The sequence below is a fragment of the Ensifer sp. ZNC0028 genome, from assembly GCF_000799055.1.
Lineage (GTDB): Bacteria > Pseudomonadota > Alphaproteobacteria > Rhizobiales > Rhizobiaceae > Ensifer.
The window spans coordinates 1-24,719 of record NZ_JTLA01000033.1; the positions used below are offsets into that span (position 1 = coordinate 1).

The 24,719-nt window shown below is 64.0% G+C and carries 24 protein-coding genes and 1 pseudogene; 11 read left to right on the forward strand and 14 right to left on the reverse strand.

The window, feature by feature from the left end; all coding sequences use genetic code 11:
• A pseudogene (locus L981_RS34425) lies at positions 1-119 on the forward strand (3-isopropylmalate dehydrogenase); the annotation flags it as partial.
• Between the two features lie 105 nt (positions 120-224).
• On the opposite strand, the gene L981_RS08640 reads toward L981_RS34425, so the two are convergent.
• The 10 genes from L981_RS08640 to L981_RS08685 all read right to left on the reverse strand — a co-directional run bounded on the left by L981_RS08640 (position 225) and on the right by L981_RS08685 (position 10,250).
• Entirely contained in the window at positions 225-974 is a 750-nt protein-coding gene (locus L981_RS08640) for an SDR family oxidoreductase (protein WP_043613998.1), read from the reverse strand.
• A gap of 20 nt (positions 975-994) precedes the next feature.
• Positions 995-1,837, reverse strand: coding sequence for a fumarylacetoacetate hydrolase family protein (locus tag L981_RS08645; protein ID WP_043613999.1), 843 nt, complete (start codon positions 1,835-1,837; stop codon positions 995-997).
• A gap of 41 nt (positions 1,838-1,878) precedes the next feature.
• Positions 1,879-2,901 carry a hypothetical protein gene (locus L981_RS08650; protein WP_043614001.1) on the reverse strand — a complete coding sequence of 341 codons (1,023 nt, stop codon included), beginning with the start codon at positions 2,899-2,901 and terminating at the stop codon, positions 1,879-1,881.
• Positions 2,898-3,791 carry an SMP-30/gluconolactonase/LRE family protein gene (locus L981_RS08655; RefSeq protein WP_043614003.1) on the reverse strand — a complete coding sequence of 298 codons (894 nt, stop codon included), beginning with the start codon at positions 3,789-3,791 and terminating at the stop codon, positions 2,898-2,900. The genes L981_RS08650 and L981_RS08655 overlap by 4 nt, the downstream gene beginning before the upstream one ends.
• A 9-nt stretch (positions 3,792-3,800) precedes the next feature.
• Entirely contained in the window at positions 3,801-4,913 is a 1,113-nt protein-coding gene (locus tag L981_RS08660) for a mannonate dehydratase (RefSeq protein ID WP_043614005.1), read from the reverse strand.
• 19 nt (positions 4,914-4,932) lie between these two features.
• Positions 4,933-5,718: an SDR family NAD(P)-dependent oxidoreductase gene (locus tag L981_RS08665; RefSeq protein WP_043614006.1), complete on the reverse strand. Its 786-nt coding sequence runs from the start codon at positions 5,716-5,718 to the stop codon at positions 4,933-4,935.
• A 108-nt stretch (positions 5,719-5,826) separates the two neighbouring features.
• Positions 5,827-6,819: an ABC transporter permease gene (locus tag L981_RS08670; protein WP_052201674.1), complete on the reverse strand. Its 993-nt coding sequence runs from the start codon at positions 6,817-6,819 to the stop codon at positions 5,827-5,829.
• Entirely contained in the window at positions 6,816-8,360 is a 1,545-nt protein-coding gene (locus tag L981_RS08675; protein WP_082005945.1) for a sugar ABC transporter ATP-binding protein, read from the reverse strand. Before L981_RS08675 ends, L981_RS08670 begins: the two co-directional genes overlap by 4 nt.
• Positions 8,361-8,434: 74 nt before the next feature.
• The gene (locus L981_RS08680; protein WP_052201675.1) at positions 8,435-9,394 is read right to left on the reverse strand and encodes a substrate-binding domain-containing protein; all 960 of its coding nucleotides are present in this window, start codon (positions 9,392-9,394) and stop codon (positions 8,435-8,437) included.
• Between the two features lie 112 nt (positions 9,395-9,506).
• The gene (locus tag L981_RS08685) at positions 9,507-10,250 is read right to left on the reverse strand and encodes a FadR/GntR family transcriptional regulator (RefSeq protein WP_052201676.1); all 744 of its coding nucleotides are present in this window, start codon (positions 10,248-10,250) and stop codon (positions 9,507-9,509) included.
• Positions 10,251-10,451: 201 nt separating this feature from the next.
• Here L981_RS08685 and uxuA point away from each other — a divergent pair, with 201 nt between their 5' ends.
• A complete protein-coding gene (uxuA, locus tag L981_RS08690; protein ID WP_043614011.1) occupies positions 10,452-11,642 on the forward strand; it encodes a mannonate dehydratase in 1,191 nt (396 codons plus the stop codon).
• Positions 11,643-11,650: 8 nt separating this feature from the next.
• Positions 11,651-12,343, forward strand: coding sequence for an RraA family protein (locus L981_RS08695; RefSeq protein WP_043614012.1), 693 nt, complete (start codon positions 11,651-11,653; stop codon positions 12,341-12,343).
• A 30-nt stretch (positions 12,344-12,373) separates the two neighbouring features.
• Here the strand turns inward: L981_RS08695 and L981_RS08700 are convergent, their stop codons facing one another.
• Positions 12,374-12,856, reverse strand: a complete 483-nt coding sequence (locus L981_RS08700; RefSeq protein WP_043614014.1) for an Lrp/AsnC family transcriptional regulator — start codon at positions 12,854-12,856, stop codon at positions 12,374-12,376.
• Positions 12,857-12,956: 100 nt separating this feature from the next.
• Between L981_RS08700 and L981_RS08705 the strand changes: the two genes are divergently transcribed.
• The 4 genes from L981_RS08705 to L981_RS08720 all read left to right on the forward strand — a co-directional run bounded on the left by L981_RS08705 (position 12,957) and on the right by L981_RS08720 (position 17,563).
• Positions 12,957-14,453 (forward strand): aminotransferase class V-fold PLP-dependent enzyme, encoded by a 1,497-nt coding sequence (locus L981_RS08705; protein WP_082005946.1) that lies wholly within the window; start codon positions 12,957-12,959, stop codon positions 14,451-14,453.
• Positions 14,446-15,321, forward strand: coding sequence for an MBL fold metallo-hydrolase (locus tag L981_RS08710; RefSeq protein WP_043614017.1), 876 nt, complete (start codon positions 14,446-14,448; stop codon positions 15,319-15,321). The genes L981_RS08705 and L981_RS08710 overlap by 8 nt, the downstream gene beginning before the upstream one ends.
• Positions 15,322-15,349: 28 nt before the next feature.
• On the forward strand, positions 15,350-16,111 hold the full coding sequence (locus L981_RS08715) for a sulfite exporter TauE/SafE family protein (protein WP_043614020.1): 762 nt from the start codon (positions 15,350-15,352) through the stop codon (positions 16,109-16,111).
• Positions 16,112-16,264: 153 nt separating this feature from the next.
• The gene (locus L981_RS08720; RefSeq protein ID WP_043614023.1) at positions 16,265-17,563 is read left to right on the forward strand and encodes an amidohydrolase family protein; all 1,299 of its coding nucleotides are present in this window, start codon (positions 16,265-16,267) and stop codon (positions 17,561-17,563) included.
• Between the two features lie 15 nt (positions 17,564-17,578).
• On the opposite strand, the gene L981_RS08725 is transcribed toward L981_RS08720, so the two are convergent.
• Together L981_RS08725 and L981_RS08730 are read right to left on the reverse strand one after the other, a co-directional pair.
• Entirely contained in the window at positions 17,579-18,436 is an 858-nt protein-coding gene (locus tag L981_RS08725; protein WP_043614025.1) for a MurR/RpiR family transcriptional regulator, read from the reverse strand.
• A gap of 76 nt (positions 18,437-18,512) precedes the next feature.
• Positions 18,513-19,592: a spermidine/putrescine ABC transporter substrate-binding protein gene (locus L981_RS08730; RefSeq protein ID WP_245281609.1), complete on the reverse strand. Its 1,080-nt coding sequence runs from the start codon at positions 19,590-19,592 to the stop codon at positions 18,513-18,515.
• Positions 19,593-19,754: 162 nt separating this feature from the next.
• Here L981_RS08730 and L981_RS08735 point away from each other — a divergent pair, with 162 nt between their 5' ends.
• From L981_RS08735 to L981_RS08750, 4 genes are read left to right on the forward strand one after another with little or no spacing between them, the layout of a single operon-like run.
• Positions 19,755-20,855 carry an ABC transporter ATP-binding protein gene (locus L981_RS08735; RefSeq protein ID WP_043614030.1) on the forward strand — a complete coding sequence of 367 codons (1,101 nt, stop codon included), beginning with the start codon at positions 19,755-19,757 and terminating at the stop codon, positions 20,853-20,855.
• On the forward strand, positions 20,852-21,754 hold the full coding sequence (locus tag L981_RS08740; protein WP_043614033.1) for an ABC transporter permease: 903 nt from the start codon (positions 20,852-20,854) through the stop codon (positions 21,752-21,754). The genes L981_RS08735 and L981_RS08740 overlap by 4 nt, the downstream gene beginning before the upstream one ends.
• Before the next feature lie 8 nt (positions 21,755-21,762).
• On the forward strand, positions 21,763-22,593 hold the full coding sequence (locus L981_RS08745; protein WP_043614035.1) for an ABC transporter permease: 831 nt from the start codon (positions 21,763-21,765) through the stop codon (positions 22,591-22,593).
• 2 nt (positions 22,594-22,595) lie between these two features.
• Entirely contained in the window at positions 22,596-23,720 is a 1,125-nt protein-coding gene (locus tag L981_RS08750) for a P1 family peptidase (protein WP_043614063.1), read from the forward strand.
• A 36-nt stretch (positions 23,721-23,756) separates the two neighbouring features.
• On the opposite strand, the gene L981_RS08755 is transcribed toward L981_RS08750, so the two are convergent.
• Entirely contained in the window at positions 23,757-24,635 is an 879-nt protein-coding gene (locus tag L981_RS08755; protein WP_043614037.1) for a helix-turn-helix domain-containing protein, read from the reverse strand.
• Positions 24,636-24,719: the final 84 nt, after the last annotated feature.

The window sequence follows — 24,719 nt, forward strand, 5'->3', positions numbered from 1 at the left end:
CCACCGTGCTCGACCAGGGCATCCGCACCGGCGACATCATGGCCGAGGGCGCGAAGAAGGTCGGTACCACGGAGATGGGCGACGCCATCCTTGCCGAGTTCAAGGCGCTATCGGCGTAAGCGACGACCGATCAGATGCCGGCGCCAGCAGGCCTACGAAAACGAACACCTCCGGAGCGCATCCGGAGGTGTTTTGCGTTTACGGCCTTGCGAGAATGCGGCGTCTCAGATCGTGATGCCGCCGTCTATGTTGATTGCCTGGCCGGTAATGAAGGCCGCCTCGTCGGAGGCGAGGAAGGCGCAGATGGCGGCGACTTCTTCGACCGTGCCGAACCGGCCGGCCGGCTGGCGGCTGATGAAGGACCGGTAAGCCTCATCCCGGCTTCCAAGCTTTTCGCCAAGTTCGCCGATGCGCTCTTCCAGGGAGGGTGATGCGACAGTGCCGGGGCAGACCGAATTGCAGCGAATGCCCTGAGAAACGTAGTCAGCTGCCACCGCCTTGGTGAGACCAATGACGCCACCCTTGGCGGCGCCATAGGCGGCACGCCGCGGGAAACCCTTGATCGAGGAGGCAACCGATCCGATGGTGATGATGCTGCCGCCATTGGCCTTCATGTTGGGGATTGCGCCGGCGATGACGTTATAGGCGCTGTCGAGCGTGATGTTCACCGAGCGCCGCCAGTCGGCGGGCGAGCACTCTTCGATCGTGCCCTGGTGCACGTAGCCGACCGCGTGCACGAGGATATCGACCCGCTCGAAGGCTTCGAAGTAGGCGCTGACGGCCCCATGATCCGTCGCATCGAGCCGGGTCGTCGCAGCAACGTCGAGGGTGGCGAGCGGGTCGACATTGATGTCGCTGGCGTGGACCTCGGCACCGTCGGCCATCAGCCGTTTGGCGACGGCGCGGCCGATGCCCTGGCCGGCCGCCGTGACCACGGCAACGCGCCCGGCCAATCGTCCCGACTTTTCCTTCATGGTGAGATCCTTCCGCATGTCTAGAGGGATTGAACGACCTGGCGCTGGCGGCCGAGGCCATCGATACAAAGTTCCACTACGTCACCGGGCTTCAGGTAGCGCGGCGGTTTCTTGCCCATGCCGACGCCGGGCGGCGTGCCGGTGCAGATGAGATCGCCGGGCTCCAGCACGCAGAACTCGCTCATGTAGGAGACGATGGTCGCGACATCGAAGATCATGCGAGCGGTCGTGCCCGCCTGCATGCGCTCGCCGTTGACGTCGAGCCACATGGACAGCGTCTGCGGATCCGGCACCTCGTCCTTCGTCACGAGCCAGGGGCCCGTCGGGCAGAAGTTCGGGAAGCTCTTGCCCTTCACCCACTGCCCGCCGCGCTCCATCTGCCAGGCCCGTTCGGAGACATCGTTGACGACCGTATAGCCGAAGACATGGTCCATGGCCGCGTCACGAGAAATACCGAGTGCGCGCTTGCCGATGACGATGCCGAGCTCGACCTCCCAGTCGAGCTTCGACATGTTTTCGGAGTAGAGAAGCGGCGCGTTCGGACCGCAAAAGGTGCCGGACGCCTTGTTGAAGAGGATCGGTTCGGACGGCACCGGTAGTCCCGCTTCTTCCGCATGGTCGGAGTAGTTGAGGCCGACGCACCAGATCGTGCCGGGCCTTGCGACCGGCGGCAGGATGTCCGCATCGACCACCGGAACCACGGGCAGAGCCGCGAGATCGACACCGGACAGCACCGCCAAGACATCAGGCAAGGTCTCCGCCGTGAAATCCCGAACGAGCGAAGACACGTTTCGTGCCTTGCCCTCGGCGTCGAGGATACAGGGCACGGCGGAGCCGCCGACGATGAGACGCAGCAATTTCATTCTCTTGGCCTTTCAGTTGTATTGGTCCGGGCGAACGCCGTTCAGCCGATCGGAGCGGCTTCGACGGACAGCCGGTAGCGGGTGGTGAATGTCTGGCCGGGTTCGAAGGCAATTGCCGTTGCAACGCCCGATACCGCGATGGGATTGTCGGCTGTCGAGACCGCCGGTCCGAGATCGAAGGCAGAAGCGACCGGTTCGACGCCGAGCGCCACGTGTCGCCCGTTCCAGGGATAGGCCTTGCGTCCGCGGTTGCTGAACCAGAGCAGCAGGCTCGGAAAATGTTCCTTCTGCCAGGCAAGCCGCGCGCGAAAACCCTCGTCGCGGTAGTGGAGCGCCAAGCTGCCATCGATACCGGAGAGCTGCAGCAGGTCCTCGGTCTCTTCGACGAGCGGCACCTGCGATGCCTCGATGCTCGCATCGCCGCGCGTCTCGACCTTACCGAGCGACGACCACTGCCGGTTGGGCGAAAACAGAGCCGCGCCCGGTTCGACATCGCCGGGAAAGCTCCAGACTTGGTCATAAGCACCCGGCTCGATGGCAACCGAGCTGGGGCGGCTCGGTAGCCGGAACGTCGGATGCAGACCAATCGGCAGGCGGCACGGACGCCGTGCCTCGATTTCCAAGGTGAGGTCGACAGCCGCCGCATTGGGATCCGGCACGATCCGCCGCCGCAACATTCGGATCGGATGGTTCTCCGGATAATGGCATTCCAGCGTTATCTGGCGGTCGTCGCAGGCGCCCCACTCCCAATGGACATTGGAGCTATGGCCATGCGGCACACCGGCGCCAGCGAAGCTCTCGCCGGTCGCCGACCATCCCTCGGGCAGCGTGCGGTCCGCGTCACTGCCGAAAGGCACGCATGGCCACTCGCCGCGCAGCTCCCTCAGGATTTCCGGAAGCGACTCCCGCTCGGGATCGTTGCCCCAGGGCGCCACATGCAAGGGGCTAACCTGGCGCCCATCCGGCAGCACGAACAGCACCGGGCCGAGCATGCCGCCGAGCGACTGAACCGAGAGGCAACCATGCGCCCAGGCAAGCGCGCGCCGTGTTGTCTCTGCGCTCACCGTGTTGCCGCCCCATACCGATTTTCCGGCATGCCCGGGACCTCGACGCGCATGGCATAGAGGCTGCCGGCAAGGCGCTCGGCTGGCCCTCCCCCGGCCGTGGTGATGTAGAGCGTCTTCAGGTCGGCACCGCCGAAGGTGCAGGTGGTGATGTTGGTGACCGGCATGTCGATCGCCTCGGCAAGGCTCCCATCGGGCGCGATGCGGGCGATGCAGCCACCGCCATAACGGCAGTTCCAGAGGAAGCCTTCGCTGTCGATCGCCGAACCGTCGGGCGCGCCGCGGTCGAAACCGGTGAAGAAAGGTCGTTCGCCGGATATCGAGCCGTCCGCGGCATGATAGTCGAAGGCATAGACCTCGTTTGCCAGCGTATCGCCGAAATAGAAGGTGCGCCGGTCCGGGCTCCAGCAGAGCGTGTTGGAAATGCCGAGCCCGTGCCGCCGTTCGGTGACGGACCCGTCGGCTGCGATCCGGTAGAGGATGCCCTCGCCCGGGGCAACGTCGCCAAGCTGGCCATCGGGAAGAACGTTGTTCTTCATCGAGCCGACCCAGAAATTTCCGAGGGGATCGGCGCGGCCGTCATTCAGCCGAACGCGTGGCGAACCGGGCAGGACGAAGCCATGATCCTCCTGTCGGTCGGTTTCGGGCCACCACCAGATGAGCTTCGAACCGAGCGCGACCAGCAGCCGTCCGTCTTCACGGGTCAGCGAGATCGCCACCACTGGCTCGTCGAACAGCCACGTCCGGACCGCTCGCGTTGCCTCGTCATAGCGATGGATCAGAAACCGGTTGATGTCGGTCCAGTAGAGCGCCGCCTCGTCCGCCGACCAGACGGCGCCCTCTCCGCAGCGGTCGCCGACAGGCGCGACGCAGACAAGCTCACGGGCCATCTCCGCCTCCTATTCCGCTGCGATGCTTGTCGGGATCGACCGCGACGGGCCGAGCGCCTCGGCATTCTGCACCAGCGCCTTCATGTAGCCGAGCGCGAAAGCCTTGCCGGCATGCCAGGAGGCGCTGCAGGTCATGGCCGGCGTATGGTCGGGAATCATCACGCCCTGATAGTTCTCGTCGCGCAGGATGCGGATGATCTCGGCCATGTCGATATCGCCCTCGTCGACGAAGGTCTCGACATAACGCGGCATCTTTCCGCGCACGTTGCGGAAGTGGATGTAGCCGATGCGGCCGGAGCGGGCGAAGCGGCGGACATGCTCGTAGATGTCGCCGCCCGGCATTTCCTGCAGCGAGCCGAGGCAGAGTTCGAGCCCGTTCGAGGGCGAGTCGACGATCGACATCAGCCGATCATATTTCTCCGGACGGTTGACGAGCCGCGCGGTGCCACGCAGTTCCTCGGCCGGCGGATCATCCGGGTGGGCGCCGAGAACGACACCCGCCTCTTCGGCGACCGGCACGACCTCCTTCAGGAAATGACTGAGGCGCTCCCAGAGTTCCGCCGAGCTGACGGAAACGGAAGCGGCGCCGGCGACGCCGCGACGATAGCGCATGTTCCAGATCATGCCGTCGGGGATCGGTGCATCCGGACTGGGCGCAATGCTGTTTTCGACGCCGAAGCCGACAGATTCCGCACCGCCGCGGGCATAGGGTCCACGGGTCCAGCCATAGACGCCGGCGAGCGAGAAATTGTAGCCGATGCAAGGGATCCCCGCCCGCCCGGCGTCGCGAATGAGCTGCTTCAGCCCCTCGATCTGCGACGCCCTCTCAGGCCCGTCGAGCAGCACGTCATGCCAGAAACGCGGCGAGAAATTCTCGATCGCCGCAATCTCAAGGCCGCCGGCCCTGATATCCTTCACCAGCGCCGACAGCTCTTCATAAGTCCAGAGCCGATCACCGGAGCAATCACCCCAGCCGCCCTGATCGCCACTGTCGATCTTCGGGTCCTTGCCGGCGAAATAGTTGGTCAGATGCGCGACGACATGGGTGGCGCCCGCCTGCACGGCAAACTGAAAGTTATCCGGGGTGAGTTGTTCCCGGTAGAGCCCAAGGCCGATTTTCATCTTGTCTTTTCCTATCCGATTATTTGACGCCGATGCCGGCGGTGAGGCCGCCGTCGATGCGGAAGTCCGAGCCGGTGACGAAGGCGGCGCGATCCGAGGCGAGATAGGCGACCAGTTCGGCCACCTCCTCCGGCTCGCCAATGCGGCCGATCGGGTGCGCGGCACCGAAGCGGGCGAAAGCTTCCGCCTCGCTGACGCCCTCGCCGCCATAGGTGCGGGCCGCGAGCGCAAGCAGCGGCGTGCGCACCGAGCCGGGGCTGACCGAGTTGACGCGCACCCTTGCGGCCGCATGGTCGAGCGCCATGGCGCGGGTCAGCGCATGGATCGCGCCCTTGGAGGCGACATAGGCCGCGACGTTCTGCTGGCAGGCATGGCCCTGCACCGAGGAGATGTTGACGATCGCGCCGCCGCCGCGCTTCATCATCTCCGGAATGCCGAAGCGTCCGGTGAGGTAGATCGAGCCGACGTTGACCGCGAGGCAGCGGGCAAAGGTCTCGGCGCTGGTATCGAGAACGGTGCCATAGGGATGCACGGCAGCAGCGTTGACGATGATGTCGAGGCCGCCGTGGCGCAGCACCGCCTCGCGCACGGCCGCTTCCACTTCCGTCTCCACGGAGACATCCGTCAGCCGCGTCGACATCGGCAGGTCGCGCTCTCTGGCGATGCGATCGAAGATCTCGTTGGTGGCGACATCGTTGCCGCAGGCAAGCACAGTCGCGCCTGACGAGGCGAGCCGGATTGCCGAGGCAAGCCCGATGCCGGACGTGCCGGTGACCAGTGCCACTTTTCCCTTGAATTCAGTCATGATTGTCTCCGCGATGGATCGCGATGATCCGGGCCGGCGTCGACCCGAGATCATAAGCGTGATCGTTACTCATAAGGGGGAGCGGGATGCGGACACCCCGCACCGGTCTCAGCGCACCCGTTCCAGAACCTGGTTCAGGAGCACGGCGCCGAGGATGATCCCGCCGCGCACGACGTATTGCCAATATTCGCTGACATTCATCAGCGTCATGCCGTTGGAGATGCAGCCGAGGAACAACACCCCGATCAGCGTGCCCCAGATGCGGCCCTTGCCACCGAAGAGCGAGGTACCGCCGATGATCACGGCCGCAATCACGTCGAGTTCCATGCCGGTCGCCGTCGTCCCGGTGCCGGCCCCGATCTGCGAGGCGATCAGCGTGCCGGAGACGGCGGTGAGCGCCCCCGTCAGGCCCAGCGTCAGCGCCTTCACCTTCCAGATGTCGATGCCGGAAAGGCGTGCCGCCTCCATGTTGCCGCCGACCGCATAAACCTCGCGGCCGAAGCTCGTGTACTTCATCAGGAAGTGCATGGCCGCAAAGGTCAGCGCGAAGATATAGACCGGGAACGGGATGCCGAAGAGGTAACCACCGCCGAGGAAATCGAAGCCGAGCGGGAAAGACGACATCGGGAAGCCGCCGGTGATCAGATTGGCAACACCGCGAAGCGCTGCAAAAAGCGCCAGCGTGGTGATGAAGGTCGGCACGTTGAACCACTGCCGGAAGCGGCCGGTGAGATAGCCGAGCGAGAAGCCGAGCAGCAACGCCGCGGCAAAACCCACCGTGACCGCGCCCCAGTCACCGAAGACATCGGTGAAGCGGTCGGCGAACCAGGCGACGATGCAGCCGGCAAGTGCAGCACCAGCGCCGACCGAGAGGTCGATCTCGCCGCTGATGATGACGGCCGTCATGCCGAAGGCGATGATGCCGAGCATCGAGACCGTGCGCAGCACGTTCAAGACGTTGCTGGTGGAGGCAAAGCCCGGTGCGACGAAGATCAGGAAGATCACCAAGGCGGCGAGAATGATCTCCATTGGGTAGGTTTTCAGGAATTTGAGCGGGGTGTTCTGCCCGCCGCCTTCCGTGGTCTGGCTTACGAGTGTCATTGCTTGGCCCCTTCCATGCACAGGCCGTAAAGTTCGGTCAGGTCGGTTTTCGTCGGATCCACCTCGGCGACGACGGCGCCGTGATGCATGACGAGGATGCGGTCGGCGACCTCAAGCACCTCCTCAAGCTCCGTCGAAACGAAGATGCTGGCGAGACCGTCGGCGGCCTTTTGCCAGATGATGTCGAAGATCTGGCGCTTGGCCTGGACGTCGACGCCGCGGCTCGGTTCATCGAAGAACATCACCGACGGCTGCCGGTTCAGCCACTTGCCGATCACCACCTTCTGCTGGTTGCCGCCCGATAGCGACGACACCGGCAGCTCCGGATCGCCGCACTTGATGTGCAGATCGGCGATCTGGCGGCGCACATGCGGCTGCTCGCGCCGGCGCGAGATGAAGCCCTTGTTGGAGATCGGGCCGAGGCTTGCCATGCAGAGATTGTCGGCGGTCGAAAGCGACTGCACGAGGCCGACCTCTTTGCGATTTTCCGGCGTGTAGCCGAGCCCCGCCTTGCGCATGTCGCGCGGGCTCGCGCCGGTCATGTCGCGACCATCGAATGTGACCCTACCGCCATCGATCCGATCGGCGCCGAAGATCGCCCGCATCAGTTCGGTGCGCCCGGCGCCGAGCAGGCCGGCAATACCGAGGATTTCGCCGGGATAGAGATCGAAAGAGACATTCTGAAAATGCCCGGAGCGGCTAAGGTCGCGCACTTCGAGCACCGGCCTGGTGCGATCGAGTGTGCGCCGTGGCGGCCGCGTCGCACGGGCGGCATCGCCGAACATCATGCCGACGATCGCCGACGGCGTCGTCGCCTTCATCTCGACCGCGCCGATGTAGTGGCCGTCGCGGATCACCGTACAGGTGTCGGCAATCTCGAAAAGCTCGCTCATGCGGTGGGTGATGTAGATCATCGTCACGCCGCGGGCGCGCAGCCGCTCGATCAACGCGAAGAGCTGCTTGACCTCGCGCGACGCCAGCGCCGAGGTCGGCTCGTCGAGCAGCAGGATCGACGGGTTGAAGGACATCGCCTTGACGATCTCCACCACCTGCTGCTGGCCGACGCTCAGCGCCGAAACCGGCTGGCGGGAATCGATTGCGAGCCCCATGTCGGCAAGCAATTCGCCGGCGCGTTTGTGCAGGCCCGCCCAGTCGACGACGCTGAAGCCGGCCCGACGCCGATGCGGCAGCCGGCCGAGAAAGATGTTTTCGCCGACAGAAAGCTCCGGCACCAGCGAAAGCTCCTGGTGCACGGTGACGATGCCGGCGGCAAAGGCGTCGTGCGGCGAGGTGAAATGGCGATCCTCGCCATTGACGCTGATCGTGCCCGATGTCGGCTCGGTGACGCCGGCAAGCAGCTTGACGAGCGTCGATTTGCCCGAGCCGTTCTTGCCCATCAGGGCATGAACCTGGCCGGGAGCGAAGCTGTGGGTGAATTCAGAGAGGGCGACAGTCGGGCCGTAACGCTTGGTCACGGCCCGAAAGTCCAGCCGTCCCTGCACCCCTTGCAACGCGGCTGAACTCGGTTGCGGATAGCTCATGCGGATTTCCTGCTGTGCAAGACGAGGGAGTGGCGGGCGCGATGTCCCGCCGCTCGGCTGACGTCAGAACCCGATCACTTCAGGGCCTTGAGGCCTTCCTTGTAGGCGGCGACGGCTTGCGTGTCGGCGCGGGTCAGAGGCAGCACCGGCACGTTGACCTTGGTCTCGATCTTCTTGCCGTCGAGCAGGTTCTGCGCCGCTTCGATCGCCTGCTTGCCGACCTCGAGCGGCTGCTGCGCCGTCGTTGCCTGCAGCACGTTGTCGGAATTGAGCAGCATGTTGGCGAGCTGCTCGGAACCGTCGGTGCCGAAAACGAAGACCTTGCCTTCAAGACCGGCCTTCTTCACCGCCTGGACTGCACCGATCGTGCCGCCTTCGTTGGCCGCATAGATCACCTGGATATCGGGATTGGCCGTCAGCATGTCGCTGGCGACGGCCAGCGCCTTCTCGGCAAGCCAGGCATCCTGCTGGGCGACGATGTCGACCTGATCGTTGACGACACTCAGGAAGCCATCGACGCGGGCGTTCGATTGTTCCGGCAGTAGCGCCTTGAAGGCGAGCGTGCCGATCTTGACCTTGCCGCCATTGCCGAGCGTCTTCAGGAAGTCGGTCGCGGCCTTGCCGGTGCCGATGCCGATATCGCGGTCCGAGCTCGTCACCGTCGCCTGGGCGACATCGCCATTGGCAGACGTGCCGTAGGTGACGACCGTGATGCCGGCGTCACGCGCCTTCTTCAGGGCCGGCACCGAGGCGTCGGCCGAGAGCGGCGCGACGACGATCGAATTGACGCCGCGGGCGATGTAGGTGTCGATCAGCTGGGCTTCCTTCTCCAGCTTGCTGTCGCTGTTGCCGGCCAGCAGCTCGTCGCCGGCGGCTTCCGCCGCCTTTTCCATGCCGATCTGGATGCCGCGGAAATACTGGTCCTGCTGAAAGACGATGCCGGCGATCGCCTTGCCGCCCGCGAACGCCGCGCCCGGTGCAAAGCTGACGGTTGCAAGCAGTGCGGCAAGCGCCAGACGTTTCATATTGCTCATATTGGTTCTCCTCCCAAGTGCCCTGTTCGTGCCGCCGGACCAACGGGCGAAAATCCGGCAAATGGCTGCCCGCACCGCCTAAAGCGCGGTCCGGACCCAATCTCCAAAATGCTTATCGTGGCTGCAGGCCGCCCGGCGCGGCATCGACGAAGCGAATGCCGAACTCCAGATGACGGCTCATCAGGTAGACATAGGCGATACGGTCGCGCGCCCGCAGCGCCCGGATGATCTCGGAATGCGCCTCGAAGGTCGCCGCATGCACCGGGCGCTCAGCCTTACCGAGACGCATGACCTCCTCGATCACCGAACGCAGCATGTGATAGGCGGCAAGCGTCGTGCGGTTGCCCGAGAGTTCGACGATCGCCGAGTGGAACTCGTAGTCGCACTGCGCGGCCGCCTCGACGCTCTCGGCCTCCAGAATGCGGGCATTGATCGCATCCAGCCGGTCGAAATCAGCGTCGCTGGCCGTCAGGATGATGTGTTCGCCGACACCGGTTTCGATGATGCGTCGAAAGCCCTGCAGATCATGAAACGAGTCCGGCGAGATACCGTTATGGAAGGCAAAGAGCCGGCGGATCGCCTCGCCATGGCCGCCACTGATGACGGCACCCACCTTCGGGCGGGTCTCGACCATGCCATAGGCGCGCAGAACCTGCAGCGCCTCGCGCACGGTGTTGCGGCCCGCTTGGAACTGCTCGCCGAGATCACGCTCGGTCGGCAACGCGTCGCCGACACCAAGGCCACGCTCGGAGATCATGTCGCGGATCTGCTCGACGAGGCGATCGACGGCCGAGGTCTTGCCCGGCTCGACGGCTTCCACGCCTGACAGTGCATCTTCCCGTACCGAACTGCTCACCGGCTCTCCTCCCTACGATGCTTTATTTGTTGGTCCAGATCGCAGTTTCCGTCAAGAGAAAATTTGACGGCCTCATCTGAATCAACGATTTTCGCGCAAATTCACCGATTCCAGGCTTGAATTGTTGGACCAATGGGACATTATTACCGAACGTGGTCCAACAATAGCCACGGAAGCGGGTAGGAGTTCTGCATGAGAATGATGGAAGAGTGCTTTCGCTGGTATGGGCCAAACGATCCGGTGCCGCTCAGCCACATCCGGCAGGCGGGCGCCACGGGGATCGTCTCGGCGCTGCACCACATCTACGACGGCTCGCCCTGGTCCGATGAGGCGATCCTGAAGCAGAAGGCGCTGATCGAGGCGGCCGGCATGCGCTGGAGCGTCGTCGAGAGCATTCCGGTGCACAACTCGATCAAGCTCGCGACATCGGACAGTGCCCGCTACATCGGCTGGTACAAGGACACGCTTCGCGCCCTGGCGCGGACGGGCATCGACATCGTCTGCTACAATTTCATGCCGGTGGTCGACTGGACGCGCACGGAGCTGGTGCAGCCCTTGCCGAACGGCGGCTACGCACTCCGCTTCGACGCCGTCGACTTCGCCGCCTACGATCTCTTCGTGCTGAAGCGTCCGCGCGTCGAGGACAGCTATTCCGAGCGGCAGATCTTCGTCGCCCGCCAGCGCTTCGATCTGATGGACCAGGCGAAAGTCGACCGGATCGAACGCAACCTGATCGCCGGCCTTCCGGCAACCGAGCGCCAGTTCAACCGGGCAAGCTTCCTCGCTGCCCTTGCGGAATATGACGGCGTCACCGCCGACGTGCTGCATGACAACCTGGCGCGCTTCCTCAAGGAGATCGTGCCGGTTGCAGAGGAAGTCGGTATCCGTCTCTGCATTCATCCAGACGATCCCGCCTTTTCCCTCTACGGTCTGCCGCGCATCGTCTCCACGCCGGCCGACGTCAGACGCATTCTCTCAGCCGTCGACAGTCCGGCCAACGGCATCACCTTCTGCACCGGCTCCTACGGCACGCGCGCCGATAACGACCTGCCGGCCATGGTGCGCGAATTCGGTCCGCGCATCCATTTCGCCCATCTGCGCAACGTCCAGCGCGAAGAGGACGGCTCGTTCTACGAGGCCGACCATCTTGGCGGATCGAGCGACATGCCGGCGGTGATCCTCGCGCTGATGGAGGAGCAGGAGCGCCGCGTCCGCGAGGGGCGCACCGACTGGCAGATCCCGCTTCGGCCCGACCACGGGCATCTGCTCGCCGACGACATCGGCAAGGAGCGCATCAATCCCGGCTATTCGCTGATCGGGCGCTTGAAGGGTCTCGCGGAAATCAGAGGCGTCATGCAGGGCATCGCGACCGCCATGGCGCATAAGGCTTGAGGGAAGACATGAAACATTTTGAAGACGATACCCAACTCTTTGCCGCCATGCGCAGCCGGCTGTTCACGGCCGTGGTTGGCGACATTCTCGACACGATGGGCTTGCAGCACCAGTTCTTGCCGCCACAGATCAAGGCGCTGCGCGACGACATGGTTGCTGTCGGCCGCGCGATGCCGGTGCTTGAAGCGGATTTCTTCGCGACGGCGGAGGCCGGCGGTCATTCGGAGTTCAGCGCCAAGCCCTTTGGTCTGATGTTCCATGCGCTCGACAGCCTGAAGGAAAACGAGATCTATGTCTGCTCCGGCTCGTCGCCGCGATACGCCGTCTGGGGCGAACTGATGTCGACGCGGGCCATGAAACTGAAAGCGGCCGGCGCAATCTGCGACGGCTATTGCCGCGACAGCGCCGGCATTCTCGCGCTCGATTTCCCCACCTTCTGCTACGGCTCCTATGCCCAGGACCAGGGGCCGCGCGGCAAGGTCGTCGACTACCATATCCCGATCGAGATCGGCGGCATCCGCATTCGGCCGGGCGACATCCTTTTCGGCGACCGCGACGGCGTGCTCGTCATCCCGAAAGAGGCGGAGCGCGAGGCGATCGCCTTGGCGCTGGAAAAGGCCGAAACCGAAAACAAGGTGCGGCTCGCCATCGAGGCCGGCATGAGCACCGTCGAGGCGTTCGAGCGCTTCGGTGTGATGTAAGCATAGGATGAGGCGCCGGAACCCGGCGCCTCACTTCAACCGGCTCAAATCCACGGGGCGACTGTTGATGATCGCCTCCATCGAGAAAAAGCCGGTGACCGTGGCGAGGTCGAAATTGGTGATGAGCTTCTGGTAGAAGCCGTCATAACCGCGCATGCCGCGGGTCACCACCTTGATCAGATAATCCCAATCCCCGCCGATGCGATAGAAATCGATCACCTCCGGCAGTCGCTCGACATGCTGGCGGAAACCGTCGCTCCATTCCTTGGAATGATGGCGCGTGCGGATCATCACGAACACGGTCAGATCCAGCCCCAAAACGTCAAGATCGATGTCCGCGTGCGAGCCCCGGATCACGCCGATCGCCTGCAGGCGCTGCAGGCGGCGCCAGCAGGCGTTTTGCGACAAGCCGACCTTTTCGGCCAGATCCCGCTGCGACAGCGACGAATCTTTTTGCAATGCGGTAAGAATGTTCAGATCGAACGCATCGATTTTGAACGAAGATTCGATCATTTGACACAATTCCTAGACGAAACCGCAGAAGATAGGTGAAGTTTTCGACCCTGGACGGGATTACAATTGCTGTCAATGTCCGCTCCGAGGAGTAAGCGCGATGATCGTGCCCGCCGTCCACCAGCCCTGCGAGGCGCTCTCGCCACTCGCCCGGTTCCGCCAATCCCTCAACCGGCCGGGTCTTATCGCCGATCTTCGCGACGATCTGGTCGGAGCGAAGGCCCGGATCGCCGGCCCCTATGGCACGAAGGCGCTCGTTTATGCCGACTATGTCGCCTCCGGGCGCGCGTTGCGGGTGATCGAGGATTTCGTGCTCGAGGAGGTCCTGCCCTACTACGCCAACAGCCACACGGAAGCCTCCTATTGCGGGGGCTTCATGACCCGGATGCGCCGGGAAGCGCGGGCGCTGATCGGTGAGTTCTGTGGCGCCACGGCCGACCATGCCGTGATCTTCACCGGCTCCGGTGCGACCTCCGGCATCAACCGTCTGCTCAAGCTCGTCGGCGTTTCCGACGCGGTTGCTGCCGGCAAGACCGTCCGCGTCATCATCGGCCCCTACGAGCACCACTCCAACATCCTGCCCTGGCGCGAAAGCGGCGCTGAGATCGTCGAAATCGCCGAGTGCCCGGCGGGTGGACCGGACCTCACGGAACTTCGCGAAGCGCTGAATGCCGGTTCGCCCGAGCTGACGGTCTGTACGCTTTCGGCCGGCTCAAACATCACCGGCATCACCAGCGACGTGGCCGCGATCACCCGCATGGTCAAGGCCGCCGGCGCGAAGATGATCTGGGACTATGCGGGCGCCGGCCCCTATGTTCCGATTGCCATGTCCCCTGCGTCCGGTGCCGAAATCGATGCCATCGTCGTCTCGCCGCACAAGTTCATCGGCGGGCCGGGCGCTTCCGGCATCCTCATCGTTCGCCGCGACAGCGTCACCACCGACAAGCCGACCTGGCCGGGCGGCGGCACGGTGAAGTTCGTTTCGCCGGATACGCACGACTACAGCGCCAACATCGAAGCCCGCGAAGAGGCCGGAACGCCGAACGTCGTCGGCGACATCCGTGCGGCGCTCGCCTTTATCGTCAAACACGCCATCGGCCTTGAGAACATGGAGCGGCGCAACCGCGAACTGGCGGAGCAGGCGTTTGCCGCCTGGAAGGCCATTCCGCAACTGGAGCTGCTCGGCCTGCAGGAACCGGACCGTCTGCCGATCTTTTCGTTCCGCATCAAGAACGGCAGGGGCGGTTATGTCCACCAGCAGCTCGTCACCCGCATGCTGAGCGACCGCTTCGGCATCCAGGCGCGCGGCGGCTGTGCCTGCGCCGGACCTTACGTTCACCGGCTGCTGTCGATCGATGCCGAGCACTCCGAACAGATCCGCCAGGCGATCCTTGCCGGCGAGGAAATCGAGAAGCCGGGCTTCACCCGGCTGAACTTCAGCGTGCTGCTTTCGGAAGACAAGGTGAAATACATCCTCGATTGCGTCATGCAGCTGGCCGCCGACGCGCCGAGCTTCGAAGCCGACTACGATTTTGACCCCGCCCGCGCGATCTTCTTCCCCTGCGCCGCGGCTGAAGAGGCCCTCGCCTATGCATAAGCCCGATGTGACCGGCTTTTACGATCCCCGCACCGGCAGCATCCAATATGTCGTCGCCGACCCGGCAACGGGCAAATGCGCGATCATCGATCCGGTGCTGGACTTCGATGAGAAGTCCGGCTCGACCGCCACGCGCAACGCCGACGCGATCCTCGACCATATCGCCGCCAAGAACCTCTCCGTCGAATGGATCCTCGACACCCACCCGCACGCCGACCATTTCTCGGCGGCGCGCTTCCTCAAGGCGAAGACCGGCGCGCCGACTGGTATCGGCGAGTACGTGAAGGGCGTGCAGCGGATCTGGAAGGCGATCTACAACTGGCCGGACTTCGCCTGCGACGGTTCGCAATGGGACCGGCTGTTTGCTGACGGCGAGACGTTCCAGATCGGCGAACTCAAGGCCCGCGTGATGCATTCGCCGGGCCATACGCTCGCCTCGATCTCCTACGTGATCGGCGATGCCGCCTTCATCCATGACACGCTGTTCATGCCCGACAGCGGCTCGGCCCGCGCCGATTTTCCGGGCGGAAGCGCTGCCGATCTCTGGCGCTCGATCCAGGCCATTCTGGCGCTGCCCGATGAAACCCGGCTCTTCACCGGTCACGACTATTGCCCCGGCGGCCGTGAGGCGCGCTGGGAAAGCACGGTCGCCGAGCAGAAATCCACGAACCCGCATGTGGCCGGCAGGACCGAGGCCGATTTCGTCGGCCTGCGCGAGGCACGCGACCGCACTCTGCCGATGCCGAAGCTCATCCTGCACGCGCTGCAGGTGAACGTGCGCGGCGGCGAGCTGCCGGCGCCGGAAGACAACGGCCGGCGCTATCTGAAGATCCCGCTCGACGCGCTCCCCGGCTCGGTCTGGGGGTAGCGGCATCGTGGTGGATCCCCTCCAGCAGATGTTGCTTGCGATCGGCTCCGGTTCTCTCACCGGTTTCACGCTCGGCCTGATCGGCGGCGGCGGCTCGATCCTGGCGACACCGCTCCTGATCTATGTCGTCGGCATCCGCGACGTGCACACGGCGCTCGGAACCGGCGCGCTTGCGGTATCCGCCAACGCCTATCTCAACCTCATCAGCCATGCGCTTCGCGGCCATCTCTGGTGGCGCTGCGCGCTGATCTTCACGGTCGCTGGTTCGCTCGGGGCGTTTTTCGGCTCCAGCCTCGGCAAGCTGATCGACGGCCAGCGATTGCTGTTCCTTTTCGGCCTGGTGATGATGTTCGTCAGCTTCGCCATGCGGAAGGTCAAATGCGACACGGCGGCAACACCGCAGTCGCTTTCGATCGGGACGCACGGCAAGACCGGCCTGACCGCACTTCTGACCGGAGCTTGTTCCGGCTTTTTCGGCATCGGCGGCGGCTTCCTCATCGTTCCCGGGCTGCTGCTTGCAACCGGCATGCCGCTGATCAACGCGGTCGGCACGTCGCTGCTCGCCGTCGGCACTTTCGGCCTGACGACCGCGATCAACTATGCCGCGTCCGGGCTCGTGGACTGGCGCATCGCCGGCTACTTCGTTGCCGGCGGCATTCTTGGCGGCGTGATCGGCACCATCGTTTCCACCCGGCTTGCAACCCAGCGCGATACGCTGACCAAGATTTTCCGCGCGATCATCTTTTCCGTCAGCCTCTATGTCCTTTGGCGCAGCTACGGCGCAGTGTGACCTCCGCCGCCGGCCCTTAGCCGGCGGCGCTTGACCGCAAAGCCGGTTCCGATGCTATCACTGAACATCGCCGGGATCGGTGCTGCGCGTTCTGCCCCTCACTTCGGCCAGGACGCCGCTACGATCTAACCGGCAAGCAGCGAGGGGCCGACCATGTTCGATCTGATTATCCGCAACGCCAACCTTCCGGACGGACAGCAAGGTTTCGATGTCGGCCTCAAGGGCGGCAAGATCGTCGCGATCGAAAAGGCGCTTGCCGCAACAGCAGGCGAAGAGATCGACGCCACCGGCCGCCTTCTCACCCCGCCCTTCTGCGACCCGCATTTCCACATGGACGCGACGCTGTCTCTTGGCCTGCCGCGCATGAACGTCTCCGGCACGCTACTGGAGGGCATCGCGCTCTGGGGCGAACTGCGCCCGATGTTGACCAGGCAAGCGCTGGTCGAGCGGGCGTTGCGCTACTGCGACCTCGCCGTCAGCCAGGGCCTGCTTGCCATCCGCAGCCACGTCGACACGTCCGACCCGCGGCTGGTGACGGCCGAGGCGCTGCTGGAGGTGAAGGAGAAGGTCGCGCCCTATATCGACCTGCAGCTCGTCGCCTTCCCGCAGGACGGCTATTTTCGCGCGCCTGAAGGAGTGGCGTCTCTGAACCGCGCGCTCGACATGGGCGTCGATATCGTCGGCGGCATCCCGCATTTCGAGCGCACGATGGAAGACGGCGCCCGCTCGGTGGAGGCGCTTTGCCGCATCGCCGCGGACCGCGGCCTGCCGGTCGACATGCATTGCGACGAGACCGACGATCCGATGTCCCGCCACATCGAGACGCTGGCGGCCGAGACGATCCGCTTTGGGCTTCAGGGCCGCGTCGCCGGCTCGCATCTGACCTCGATGCACTCCATGGACAACTACTACGTTTCCAAGCTCATCCCGCTGATGGCGGAGGCCAAGATCAGCGTGATCCCCAATCCGCTGATCAACATCATGCTGCAGGGGCGCCACGACACCTATCCGAAGCGCCGCGGCATGACGCGGGTTCGCGAGTTGATGGCGGCCGGCCTCAACGTCTCCTTCGGGCACGATTGCGTCATGGATCCCTGGTACTCGATGGGGTCGGGCGACATGCTGGAAGTCGCCCATATGGCGATCCACGTCACGCAGATGGGCGGCATCGAGGACAAGCGGAAGATCTTCGATGCGATCACCGTGAATGCGGCGAAGACGATGGGGCTCGAAGGCTATGGCCTCGCCGTCGGCTGCAGGGCCGATCTGGTGCTCTTGCAGGCAGCCGATGTTAGCGAGGCCCTACGGCTGAAGCCGAACCGGCTCTGCGTCATCAAGGCCGGCAAGGTCATCGCCAGAACGGCGCCGCGCATCGGCGAACTCTTCCTCGACGGTCGGCCGGCCTCGATCGATATCGGGCTCGATTACATTCCGCAGACGCCAGCGTCCTGAGCAGCGGCTGCAGCGTCAATCCTCGAAGTCGCCGAAGACGTTCTGTAGCCGGGTCAGCTGGGCGACGCGCTCGCCGACCTCGTCGCCGAGGACGACGATGATGTTGCTCAAGAGCAGGTCCATGACAGCAACCGTCGTTGCCGCCCCATCCCAGAGCGGGCCGTGCGAACCGGGCACCACGAGACAGATGTCGGAAACCTCCGGCGCCCAGGGGCAGAACTCGTCGGTGAAGAGGATGACCTTGACGCCGGCGCGCCGGGCTTCCTCGGCCAAGGGCCGTGCCTTGGCGGCGAAGCGGCGCACGTCGTGAAGGAACAGCACCCGACCTTCGACGGAACCGTCGAGCAGCTCGGCATAGGTGCCATTGAGCCCGTCGACGAACTGGACCCGCGGCCGGGTATAGGAAAGCTGGCTGGCGAAATACTGCGCGATGCCGCGCACGTTCTGATAGGCGGCGACATAGACCTCGCTGGCAGCGATCAACGCATCGATCGCCTGCTGCCATTCCGGCGCGGTCGTCAGCTCGTAGATCATGCCGAGATTGTCGATCTGCTGCTGGATCAGACCGGCAAGCAGCTTGCCCTCGCGATTGTCGTCGCGCAGCCGGCCGACTGATCCCTTCACCTGCCAGGCCGGATTGTTGGAGCCGTCGCGCCGAAGCTCCAGCTTCAGCTCGTCGAGACCGTCGAAGCCCATGCGCCGGAGGTAGCGCCCGACCGTCATCGGCGAAACCTCAAGACGGGTCGCGATCGAGCGCGCCGTCTCGAAGGGAATGTCGGCGAGATTACGCTCGATGTAATTGGCGATGAGCTTGTCCGATTTCGAGCGTCTGAGCTCGTCGCTGCGCACCAGCTTCAGGATTCGCTGTGCCACGTCCCCTCCCCTTGCATGATCAAAGCGGGATGCCGGCAAGGCTTCGCCGCGCACCCCGCTCCGTCGCATCGCCTGTTTATTGCGCCGTCTTCACCTTCGTCCAGACCCGATCGAGCTGGCGCACGCCGGGGCCGAGATCTTCGAAGATCTGCAACTTCTGCATGGTTTCCGGCGGCGGATTGATTTCCTTGCTATTCTTGATCTGCTCGGGGGTCAATTGCCGCGCCGGGACGTTGGCCGTGCCGTTCGTCTGCTGCTCGATGTTGAGTGCAGCCACTTCGGGACGCGTGTAGAACTGCATGAACTTGACGGCGTTCTCCTTGTTCGGCGCGGTCTTCAGGACGCAAATATCCTCCTGATACATCGTCGCGCCTTCCTCCGGGATCACGTAGCCGAGATCCTTCGGATTGCCGAAGACGTCGACCATCGAGCCGACGAAGAAGTGGCCGGCCGCCACATCACCGGCCGCCACCATCGGACGAGTGTCGTAGGTGAAGGCAGCGACTTCGGGCTTCATGGCGATGATCGTATCGGCTGCCTGCTGCAGTTCCGCCGGATCGGTGGAGTTGACCTTGTGGCCGTTGAGGATGAGGCCGACCGACAGCACCTCGCGCATGTCGTCGAGCAGCGTGAACTTCAGGCCCTTGGCCTTCACCGTCTCGATCAGGTCGCGCCAGCCGGTCACGTCCTTGCCGAGCAGCGTGCGGTTATAAAGGATGCCGACCGTGCCGAAGGCATAGGGCAGGCAATATTCGCCCTTCGGGTCGCTCTTGGCGCGCAGGAACGTCGGGTCGATGTTCTTGAAGCCCTCGTAAGTGTTGATGTCGGTCTTTTCCAGCAGGTCGAGCTTGGCCATGATGTCTTGCATGTGGACCGACGGGAAGACGATGTCATAGCCCGTGGCGCCGCCCTGGATCTTCGCCAGCATCTCCTCGTTGGAAGAGTAGGTCGAGAGGTTGACCTTGATCTTCGTCTCCTCCTCGAACTTCTTCAGCACGGCCGGATTGATGTATTCGCCCCAGTTGTAGATGTTGAGCTCGGCCGCCTGCGACGTGCCGAAAAGGGCTGTCAGCGTCGCCAGGGAAAGTGCCACTGTGCGTGCACGGGTCGCGAAAGCTCTCCTGCCTCCGCGGGTCGTCCCGTTTGTCATCGTCATCGATATTCTCCTCTGATGGTTCTGGCCGGACGGCCTGGCACGGCCTTTGCCGGCCGCTTCCGGATCGCGGCTTCTCGTGGCCGTTGACTCCGATAGACAAATGGTATCCATATATCGAAAACGCACAAGCGTTATTTGCATAACATTTTGGGGAACAGAAGTATGCAGAATTCCATCGTCCGGCTGGTGGAGGCGAGCAAGGCCTTTACCACTCCGGAAGGCGGCACCGTGACCGCTCTCGACCGTATAGATCTCGATGTCCGCCGCAACGAGTTCCTGACCTTGCTCGGCCCTTCCGGTTGCGGCAAGACCACCCTGCTGCAGGCGATCAGCGGCTTCGTCGAACTCGACGGCGGCTCGATCCTGATCGACGGCGAAGACATGACGGACCGGCCGCCCTACCGTCGCCCGGTCAACACCGTCTTCCAGAACTACGCGCTGTTTCCGCATATGACGGTCGGCGAAAACGTCGCCTATTCGCTGGAGGTTGCAGGCGTTGCCAAGCCGCAGCGTCGGGAGAAGGTCGCCTCCGCCCTGAAGATGGTCGGGCTCGAAGGCATGGAAGCACGCAAACCGCGCCAGCTCTCCGGCGGCCAGCAGCAGCGCGTGGCGCTCGCCCGCGCGATCATCGCCCGGCCAAAGCTGCTTCTGCTCGACGAACCATTGTCGGCGCTCGACAAGAACCTGCGCCAGGCCATGCAGATCGAGCTCAAGACGTTGCAGAACGAGCTCGGCATCTCCTTCATTTTCGTCACCCACGACCAGCAGGAAGCGTTGACGATGTCGGACCGCGTCGCGGTGCTTTCAGGCGGGCGCATCCAGCAACTCGACACGCCGCGCGCCATCTACGACCATCCGGTCAACACCTTCGTCGCCACCTTCATCGGCGCGAGCAATCTGTTCGAAGGCAGGCTCGACGGCGACCGGCTGATGACGGCTGACGGCATGGCGATCCGCCACCGGCCCTGCGAGCGGAAAATCTCGACCGCGGCGACGGCGCTGATCCGGCCGGAACAATTCTTCCTAGCCGAGGACAACGCCCCCTTCCCGACGATCGACGTCGATCTCGACCAGATCGTCTTCGTCGGCTCCACCTTCGAGCTGTTCGGCCGCACCGCCGAGGGCCGCAAGGTCGTTGCCGAGATCCCGGCCAACCGCCGCAATCTCGTCGGCACGGTCGAGCAGAGCCGCAAGGCGCGGCTTGCTTACGACCCGGCGGCCGTGCACCTGATCGGCGCGAATACGGGGGGCGGCGTAAGATGACGATCGCCAGCCGCCGCCGCTTCCAGCTTGCACTCCTGCTCGGGCCCGTCTCGGCCTTTCTCGCCGTTTTCTTCCTCGGGCCGCTCGCGATCATGATCGTGACCAGCTTCCTCGCGCCCGGCCTTTATGGCGGGGTGGAGTGGACCTTCTACCCGCATAACTTCGGCCGCATTCTCGGCTTTGCCGACCCGATGTTCGAGGAGTTCGATCCGATCTACATCGCGATCTTCCTGCGCTCGATCGAGATCGCCGCGCTGACGGTCCTTGCGACCCTTCTCGTCTGCTACCCCGCGGCCCTCTGCATCGCCCGGCTCTCCGAGCGCTGGAAGAATTTCTGCCTGTTCCTGATCACGCTGCCCTTCTTCACCAGCCTGATCGTGCGGCTCTTCGTCTGGGTGCTGATCCTGCGCCAGACCGGTCTCGTCAACGAGGTGCTTCTATCCACGGGGCTGATCGAACGGCCGCTCGACCTGATCTACACCCAGGGCGCGATCATTCTCGGCATGACCTACGTGTTCATTCCCTTCATGTTCATGCCGGTCTATGCGAGCGTCGAAAAGCTCGACTGGACGCTGGTGCGCGCGTCCCTCGATCTCGGTGCCGGTCCGGTACGCACATTCTGGCGCGTCATCCTGCCCCTGACCGCACCCGGCATCGCCGGCGGCGCCGTCATCGTCTTCATCCCGGCGCTCGGCAACTTCGTCGTGCCGGCGGTGCTTGGCGGCGCCAAGGTGATGATGTTCGGCAACCTGATCGAGCAGCAGTTCCTCGCCGCCCGCAACTGGCCCTTCGGTGCGGCGCTGGCGATGATGGTGATGAGCGTCATGCTGATCATGATGATCGCCCACGTGGTCATCTCCGGACGGCGCAGCGCTGCCGCCGCGGCACTGGCACGGTGAGGCGCCCCATGAAGATCGCTCGATCCCTTTTCACCGGCGGCCTGCTTGCTTACACCGGCCTGTTCTTCGCCTTCATCTATATCCCGCTCGTGGTCATCGCCGTCTATTCGTTCAATGCCAATCCGGTGAACATGATGACCTGGACGGGCTTCACCACCGAATGGTACGCCCAGGTTCTCGGTTTCAAGACCAAGGTCTCCGAAAGCGCGCTCTACATCGAATCGACCGGGCAGTTGCTTCAGGCGGTGTGGAACAGCCTCGTTATTGCCGCCTCGACCACCGCGATTGCGACCGTCTTCGGCACCGCGATCGCGATTGCTCTCTACCGTTTCGAGTTCGTCGGCCAGCGCTTCTACCGGGTGGTGATGTTCATGCCGATGCTGATGCCGGATATCGTGCTCGGCATCGCGCTCCTGATCTTCTTCGTCAATTCCGGCATCAAGCTCGGCCTGACGACGATCATCATCGGCCAGTGCACCTTCCTGATCTCCTACGTCTTCATCGTCGTTTCGGCCCGCCTTGCCGGCATGGACCGGACGCTGGAACACGCGTCCGCCGATCTCGGAGCCAACGAATGGATGACCTTTCGCCGGGTGGTGCTGCCACAGCTCTTTCCGGCGATCGTCGGAGGCGCGCTGCTCGCCTTCATCATCTCGATGGACGATCTCGTCATCACCTATTTCATCGCCGGCGTCGATGTCACGACGCTGCCGATGTTCATCTTCTCCATGCTTCGACGCGGCATCAAACCGGAGATCAACGCCATCGCCGTGATGATGTTGACCTTCTCCTTCTTCGTCGCCTCGCTCGGCCTTTACCTTCGCTCCCGGCAGAAATGATCATGAACGACAAAACCTCTACGCCCTCCAGCGCCCGCGCCCGCGATATCGGCCTGCCCTTTTCCGGCCGCACCGGTCGCTTCAACGCCATCACCGATGTCGAAGGCATCGCCGTCGGTTTCCGCACCATCGAGGAGCAAACGCCGCGCCCCGGCCGCAAACGCCCAGTGCGCACCGGCGTCACCGCCATCCTGCCGCATGCCACCTCGGAAACGCCCGTCCCCGTCTATGCCGGCGTGCACCGCTTCAACGGCAACGGCGAGATGACCGGCACCCACTGGATCGAGGACGGCGGCTTCTTCCTCGGGCCCGTGATGATCACCAACACCCATGCGGTCGGCATGACGCATCACGCCACCATACAATGGATGCTGGAACGCTACCGCACGACCTACGACACCGACGATTTTCTCTGGCTGATGCCGGTGGTGGCTGAAACCTATGATGGCGTTTTGAACGACATCAACGGCCAGCCGATTACCGAAACCGATGTGCACGCGGCACTCGACGCCGCCACGTCCGGCCCGGTCCAGGAGGGCAATTGCGGCGGCGGCACCGGCATGATCGCCTATGGCTTCAAGGGCGGCACGGGTACGGCTTCCCGCGTTGTCGAGTTCGGCGGCCGCGACTACACGATCGGCACGCTGGTGCAGGCCAATCACGGCCAGCGCGACTGGCTGACGATCCGCGGCGTCCCGGTCGGCGAGCACATGCGCGATGGCACGCCGCAAAGCCAGATGCAGGAGCGCGGCTCGATCATCGTGGTGATCGCGACCGACCTGCCGATGGCGCCGCATCAGTTGAAGCGTCTGGCGCGCCGTGCCGCGATCGGCATCGGCCGCAACGGCACGCCCGGCGGCAACAATTCCGGCGACATCTTCCTCGCTTTCTCGACCGCTAACACCCATCCGATGGCGCACAAGGCGCCGCCGCGCCTGTCGCTCGAAATCGTCAATGACGAATTGCTCGATCCTGTCTACCTCGCGACCGTGGACAGCGTCGAGGAGGCGGTGGTGAACGCGATGATCGCGGCCGAAGATTCCGGCGGAACCGCCCATGATCGCTTCAAGATCCAGGCGATCCAGCATGAGCCTCTGATGGAGGTTATGCGGGCCTATGGCCGATAGCCGACGGACTTAGCGATACCTCTCGGAGCCGGTGACTTAGCCGGCTCCAGGCGAATTCAACCGCGCGCGGCGCCAGTCGCTCGGGGCTTCGCCGACCCGCAGGCGGAAGAAGCGCGAGAAATAGGCGGCGTCGGCAAAGCCGATCTCATAGGCAATGTCTTCGAGTGGCCGGACGGTAAAGAGCAGCAGGCGCTTGGCCTCGAGCAAACGCCTCTCGTTGATCAGTTCTTTCACCTGCATGCCGAAGGCATCCCTGCTCGCCTTGGCAAGCAGGTGCGGGGTGGTGGCGAGCGCATCGGTGTAATGCCCGACGCTCCAGTTCTCACGGAACCGCACGTCGATGAGCCGGCGCAATTCCGTCGCCAGCATCGCCTGCGTCGGCTGGGCGGTGTCCGGCGTGGCCGCCGCCAGCCGGGCGATCTGGGTCAGCACCGCAGCAACCAGAGACGCCAGCATCCGCTGGGTGCCGGGAGCACCCCCGGCATATTCGTCGGCGACGATATCGAGCAGTTCGGCTAGGCGGCGCCAATGCCGGTCTTCACCGTCGCCACGGATCATCGTCGGCCTATCGAGCGCCAGCGTCGTGTTCTCGCGGATCGAGAGCAGCGCGCCGTCGGCGACCGAAACGACTATCGCGTCGCTCGTCTCCGGGTCGACCGAAAACCCGTGCACGATGCCGCTCGGCACGAAGCTGACCGCGGGCGCGGAAAAGTCCAATGGCTTGTCGTCGATGAAGTAGGTTCCCCCGCCGCTCAGCCAGTAGGTGATCTGCCCCATCTGGTCGTGTTTGTGCGCCTTCACCTGGCCCTGATGCAGGTTCTGCCGTGCCATCACCGTCTCGACATGGAAGAACCCGGGCTCGAGCTGTTGCTCCGGCTCGCCGTAGACGAAGAAACTTGGAATGCTGCTGTTCATGCTCCACCCGAAAAAGTCCAAGTCATTTTGCCATTCTGTCCATGGCGGCTGACGATTTCAACGCCTAGCCTTGACGAAACTCAA

Excerpts from the sequence above, each read along its gene's own strand:
- L981_RS08750 (WP_043614063.1), top strand. The coding sequence starts at position 22,596 with ATGAACGACAAAACCTCTACGCCCTCCAGCGCCCGCGCCCGCGATATC.
- L981_RS08715 (WP_043614020.1), top strand. The coding sequence starts at position 15,350 with ATGTTGCTTGCGATCGGCTCCGGTTCTCTCACCGGTTTCACGCTCGGC.
- L981_RS08645 (WP_043613999.1), bottom strand. The coding sequence starts at position 1,837 with ATGAAATTGCTGCGTCTCATCGTCGGCGGCTCCGCCGTGCCCTGTATC.
- L981_RS08720 (WP_043614023.1), top strand. The coding sequence starts at position 16,265 with ATGTTCGATCTGATTATCCGCAACGCCAACCTTCCGGACGGACAGCAA.
- L981_RS08655 (WP_043614003.1), bottom strand. The coding sequence starts at position 3,791 with ATGGCCCGTGAGCTTGTCTGCGTCGCGCCTGTCGGCGACCGCTGCGGA.
- L981_RS08675 (WP_082005945.1), bottom strand. The coding sequence starts at position 8,360 with ATGAGCTATCCGCAACCGAGTTCAGCCGCGTTGCAAGGGGTGCAGGGA.
- L981_RS08740 (WP_043614033.1), top strand. The coding sequence starts at position 20,852 with ATGACGATCGCCAGCCGCCGCCGCTTCCAGCTTGCACTCCTGCTCGGG.
- L981_RS08705 (WP_082005946.1), top strand. The coding sequence starts at position 12,957 with ATGATCGTGCCCGCCGTCCACCAGCCCTGCGAGGCGCTCTCGCCACTC.
- L981_RS08755 (WP_043614037.1), bottom strand. The coding sequence starts at position 24,635 with ATGAACAGCAGCATTCCAAGTTTCTTCGTCTACGGCGAGCCGGAGCAA.
- L981_RS08710 (WP_043614017.1), top strand. The coding sequence starts at position 14,446 with ATGCATAAGCCCGATGTGACCGGCTTTTACGATCCCCGCACCGGCAGC.
- uxuA (WP_043614011.1), top strand. The coding sequence starts at position 10,452 with ATGGAAGAGTGCTTTCGCTGGTATGGGCCAAACGATCCGGTGCCGCTC.
- L981_RS08670 (WP_052201674.1), bottom strand. The coding sequence starts at position 6,819 with ATGACACTCGTAAGCCAGACCACGGAAGGCGGCGGGCAGAACACCCCG.
- L981_RS08745 (WP_043614035.1), top strand. The coding sequence starts at position 21,763 with ATGAAGATCGCTCGATCCCTTTTCACCGGCGGCCTGCTTGCTTACACC.
- L981_RS08730 (WP_245281609.1), bottom strand. The coding sequence starts at position 19,592 with ATGACGATGACAAACGGGACGACCCGCGGAGGCAGGAGAGCTTTCGCG.
- L981_RS08660 (WP_043614005.1), bottom strand. The coding sequence starts at position 4,913 with ATGAAAATCGGCCTTGGGCTCTACCGGGAACAACTCACCCCGGATAAC.
- L981_RS08665 (WP_043614006.1), bottom strand. The coding sequence starts at position 5,718 with ATGACTGAATTCAAGGGAAAAGTGGCACTGGTCACCGGCACGTCCGGC.
- L981_RS08735 (WP_043614030.1), top strand. The coding sequence starts at position 19,755 with ATGCAGAATTCCATCGTCCGGCTGGTGGAGGCGAGCAAGGCCTTTACC.
- L981_RS08695 (WP_043614012.1), top strand. The coding sequence starts at position 11,651 with ATGAAACATTTTGAAGACGATACCCAACTCTTTGCCGCCATGCGCAGC.
- L981_RS08680 (WP_052201675.1), bottom strand. The coding sequence starts at position 9,394 with ATGAGCAATATGAAACGTCTGGCGCTTGCCGCACTGCTTGCAACCGTC.
- L981_RS08640 (WP_043613998.1), bottom strand. The coding sequence starts at position 974 with ATGAAGGAAAAGTCGGGACGATTGGCCGGGCGCGTTGCCGTGGTCACG.
- L981_RS08700 (WP_043614014.1), bottom strand. The coding sequence starts at position 12,856 with ATGATCGAATCTTCGTTCAAAATCGATGCGTTCGATCTGAACATTCTT.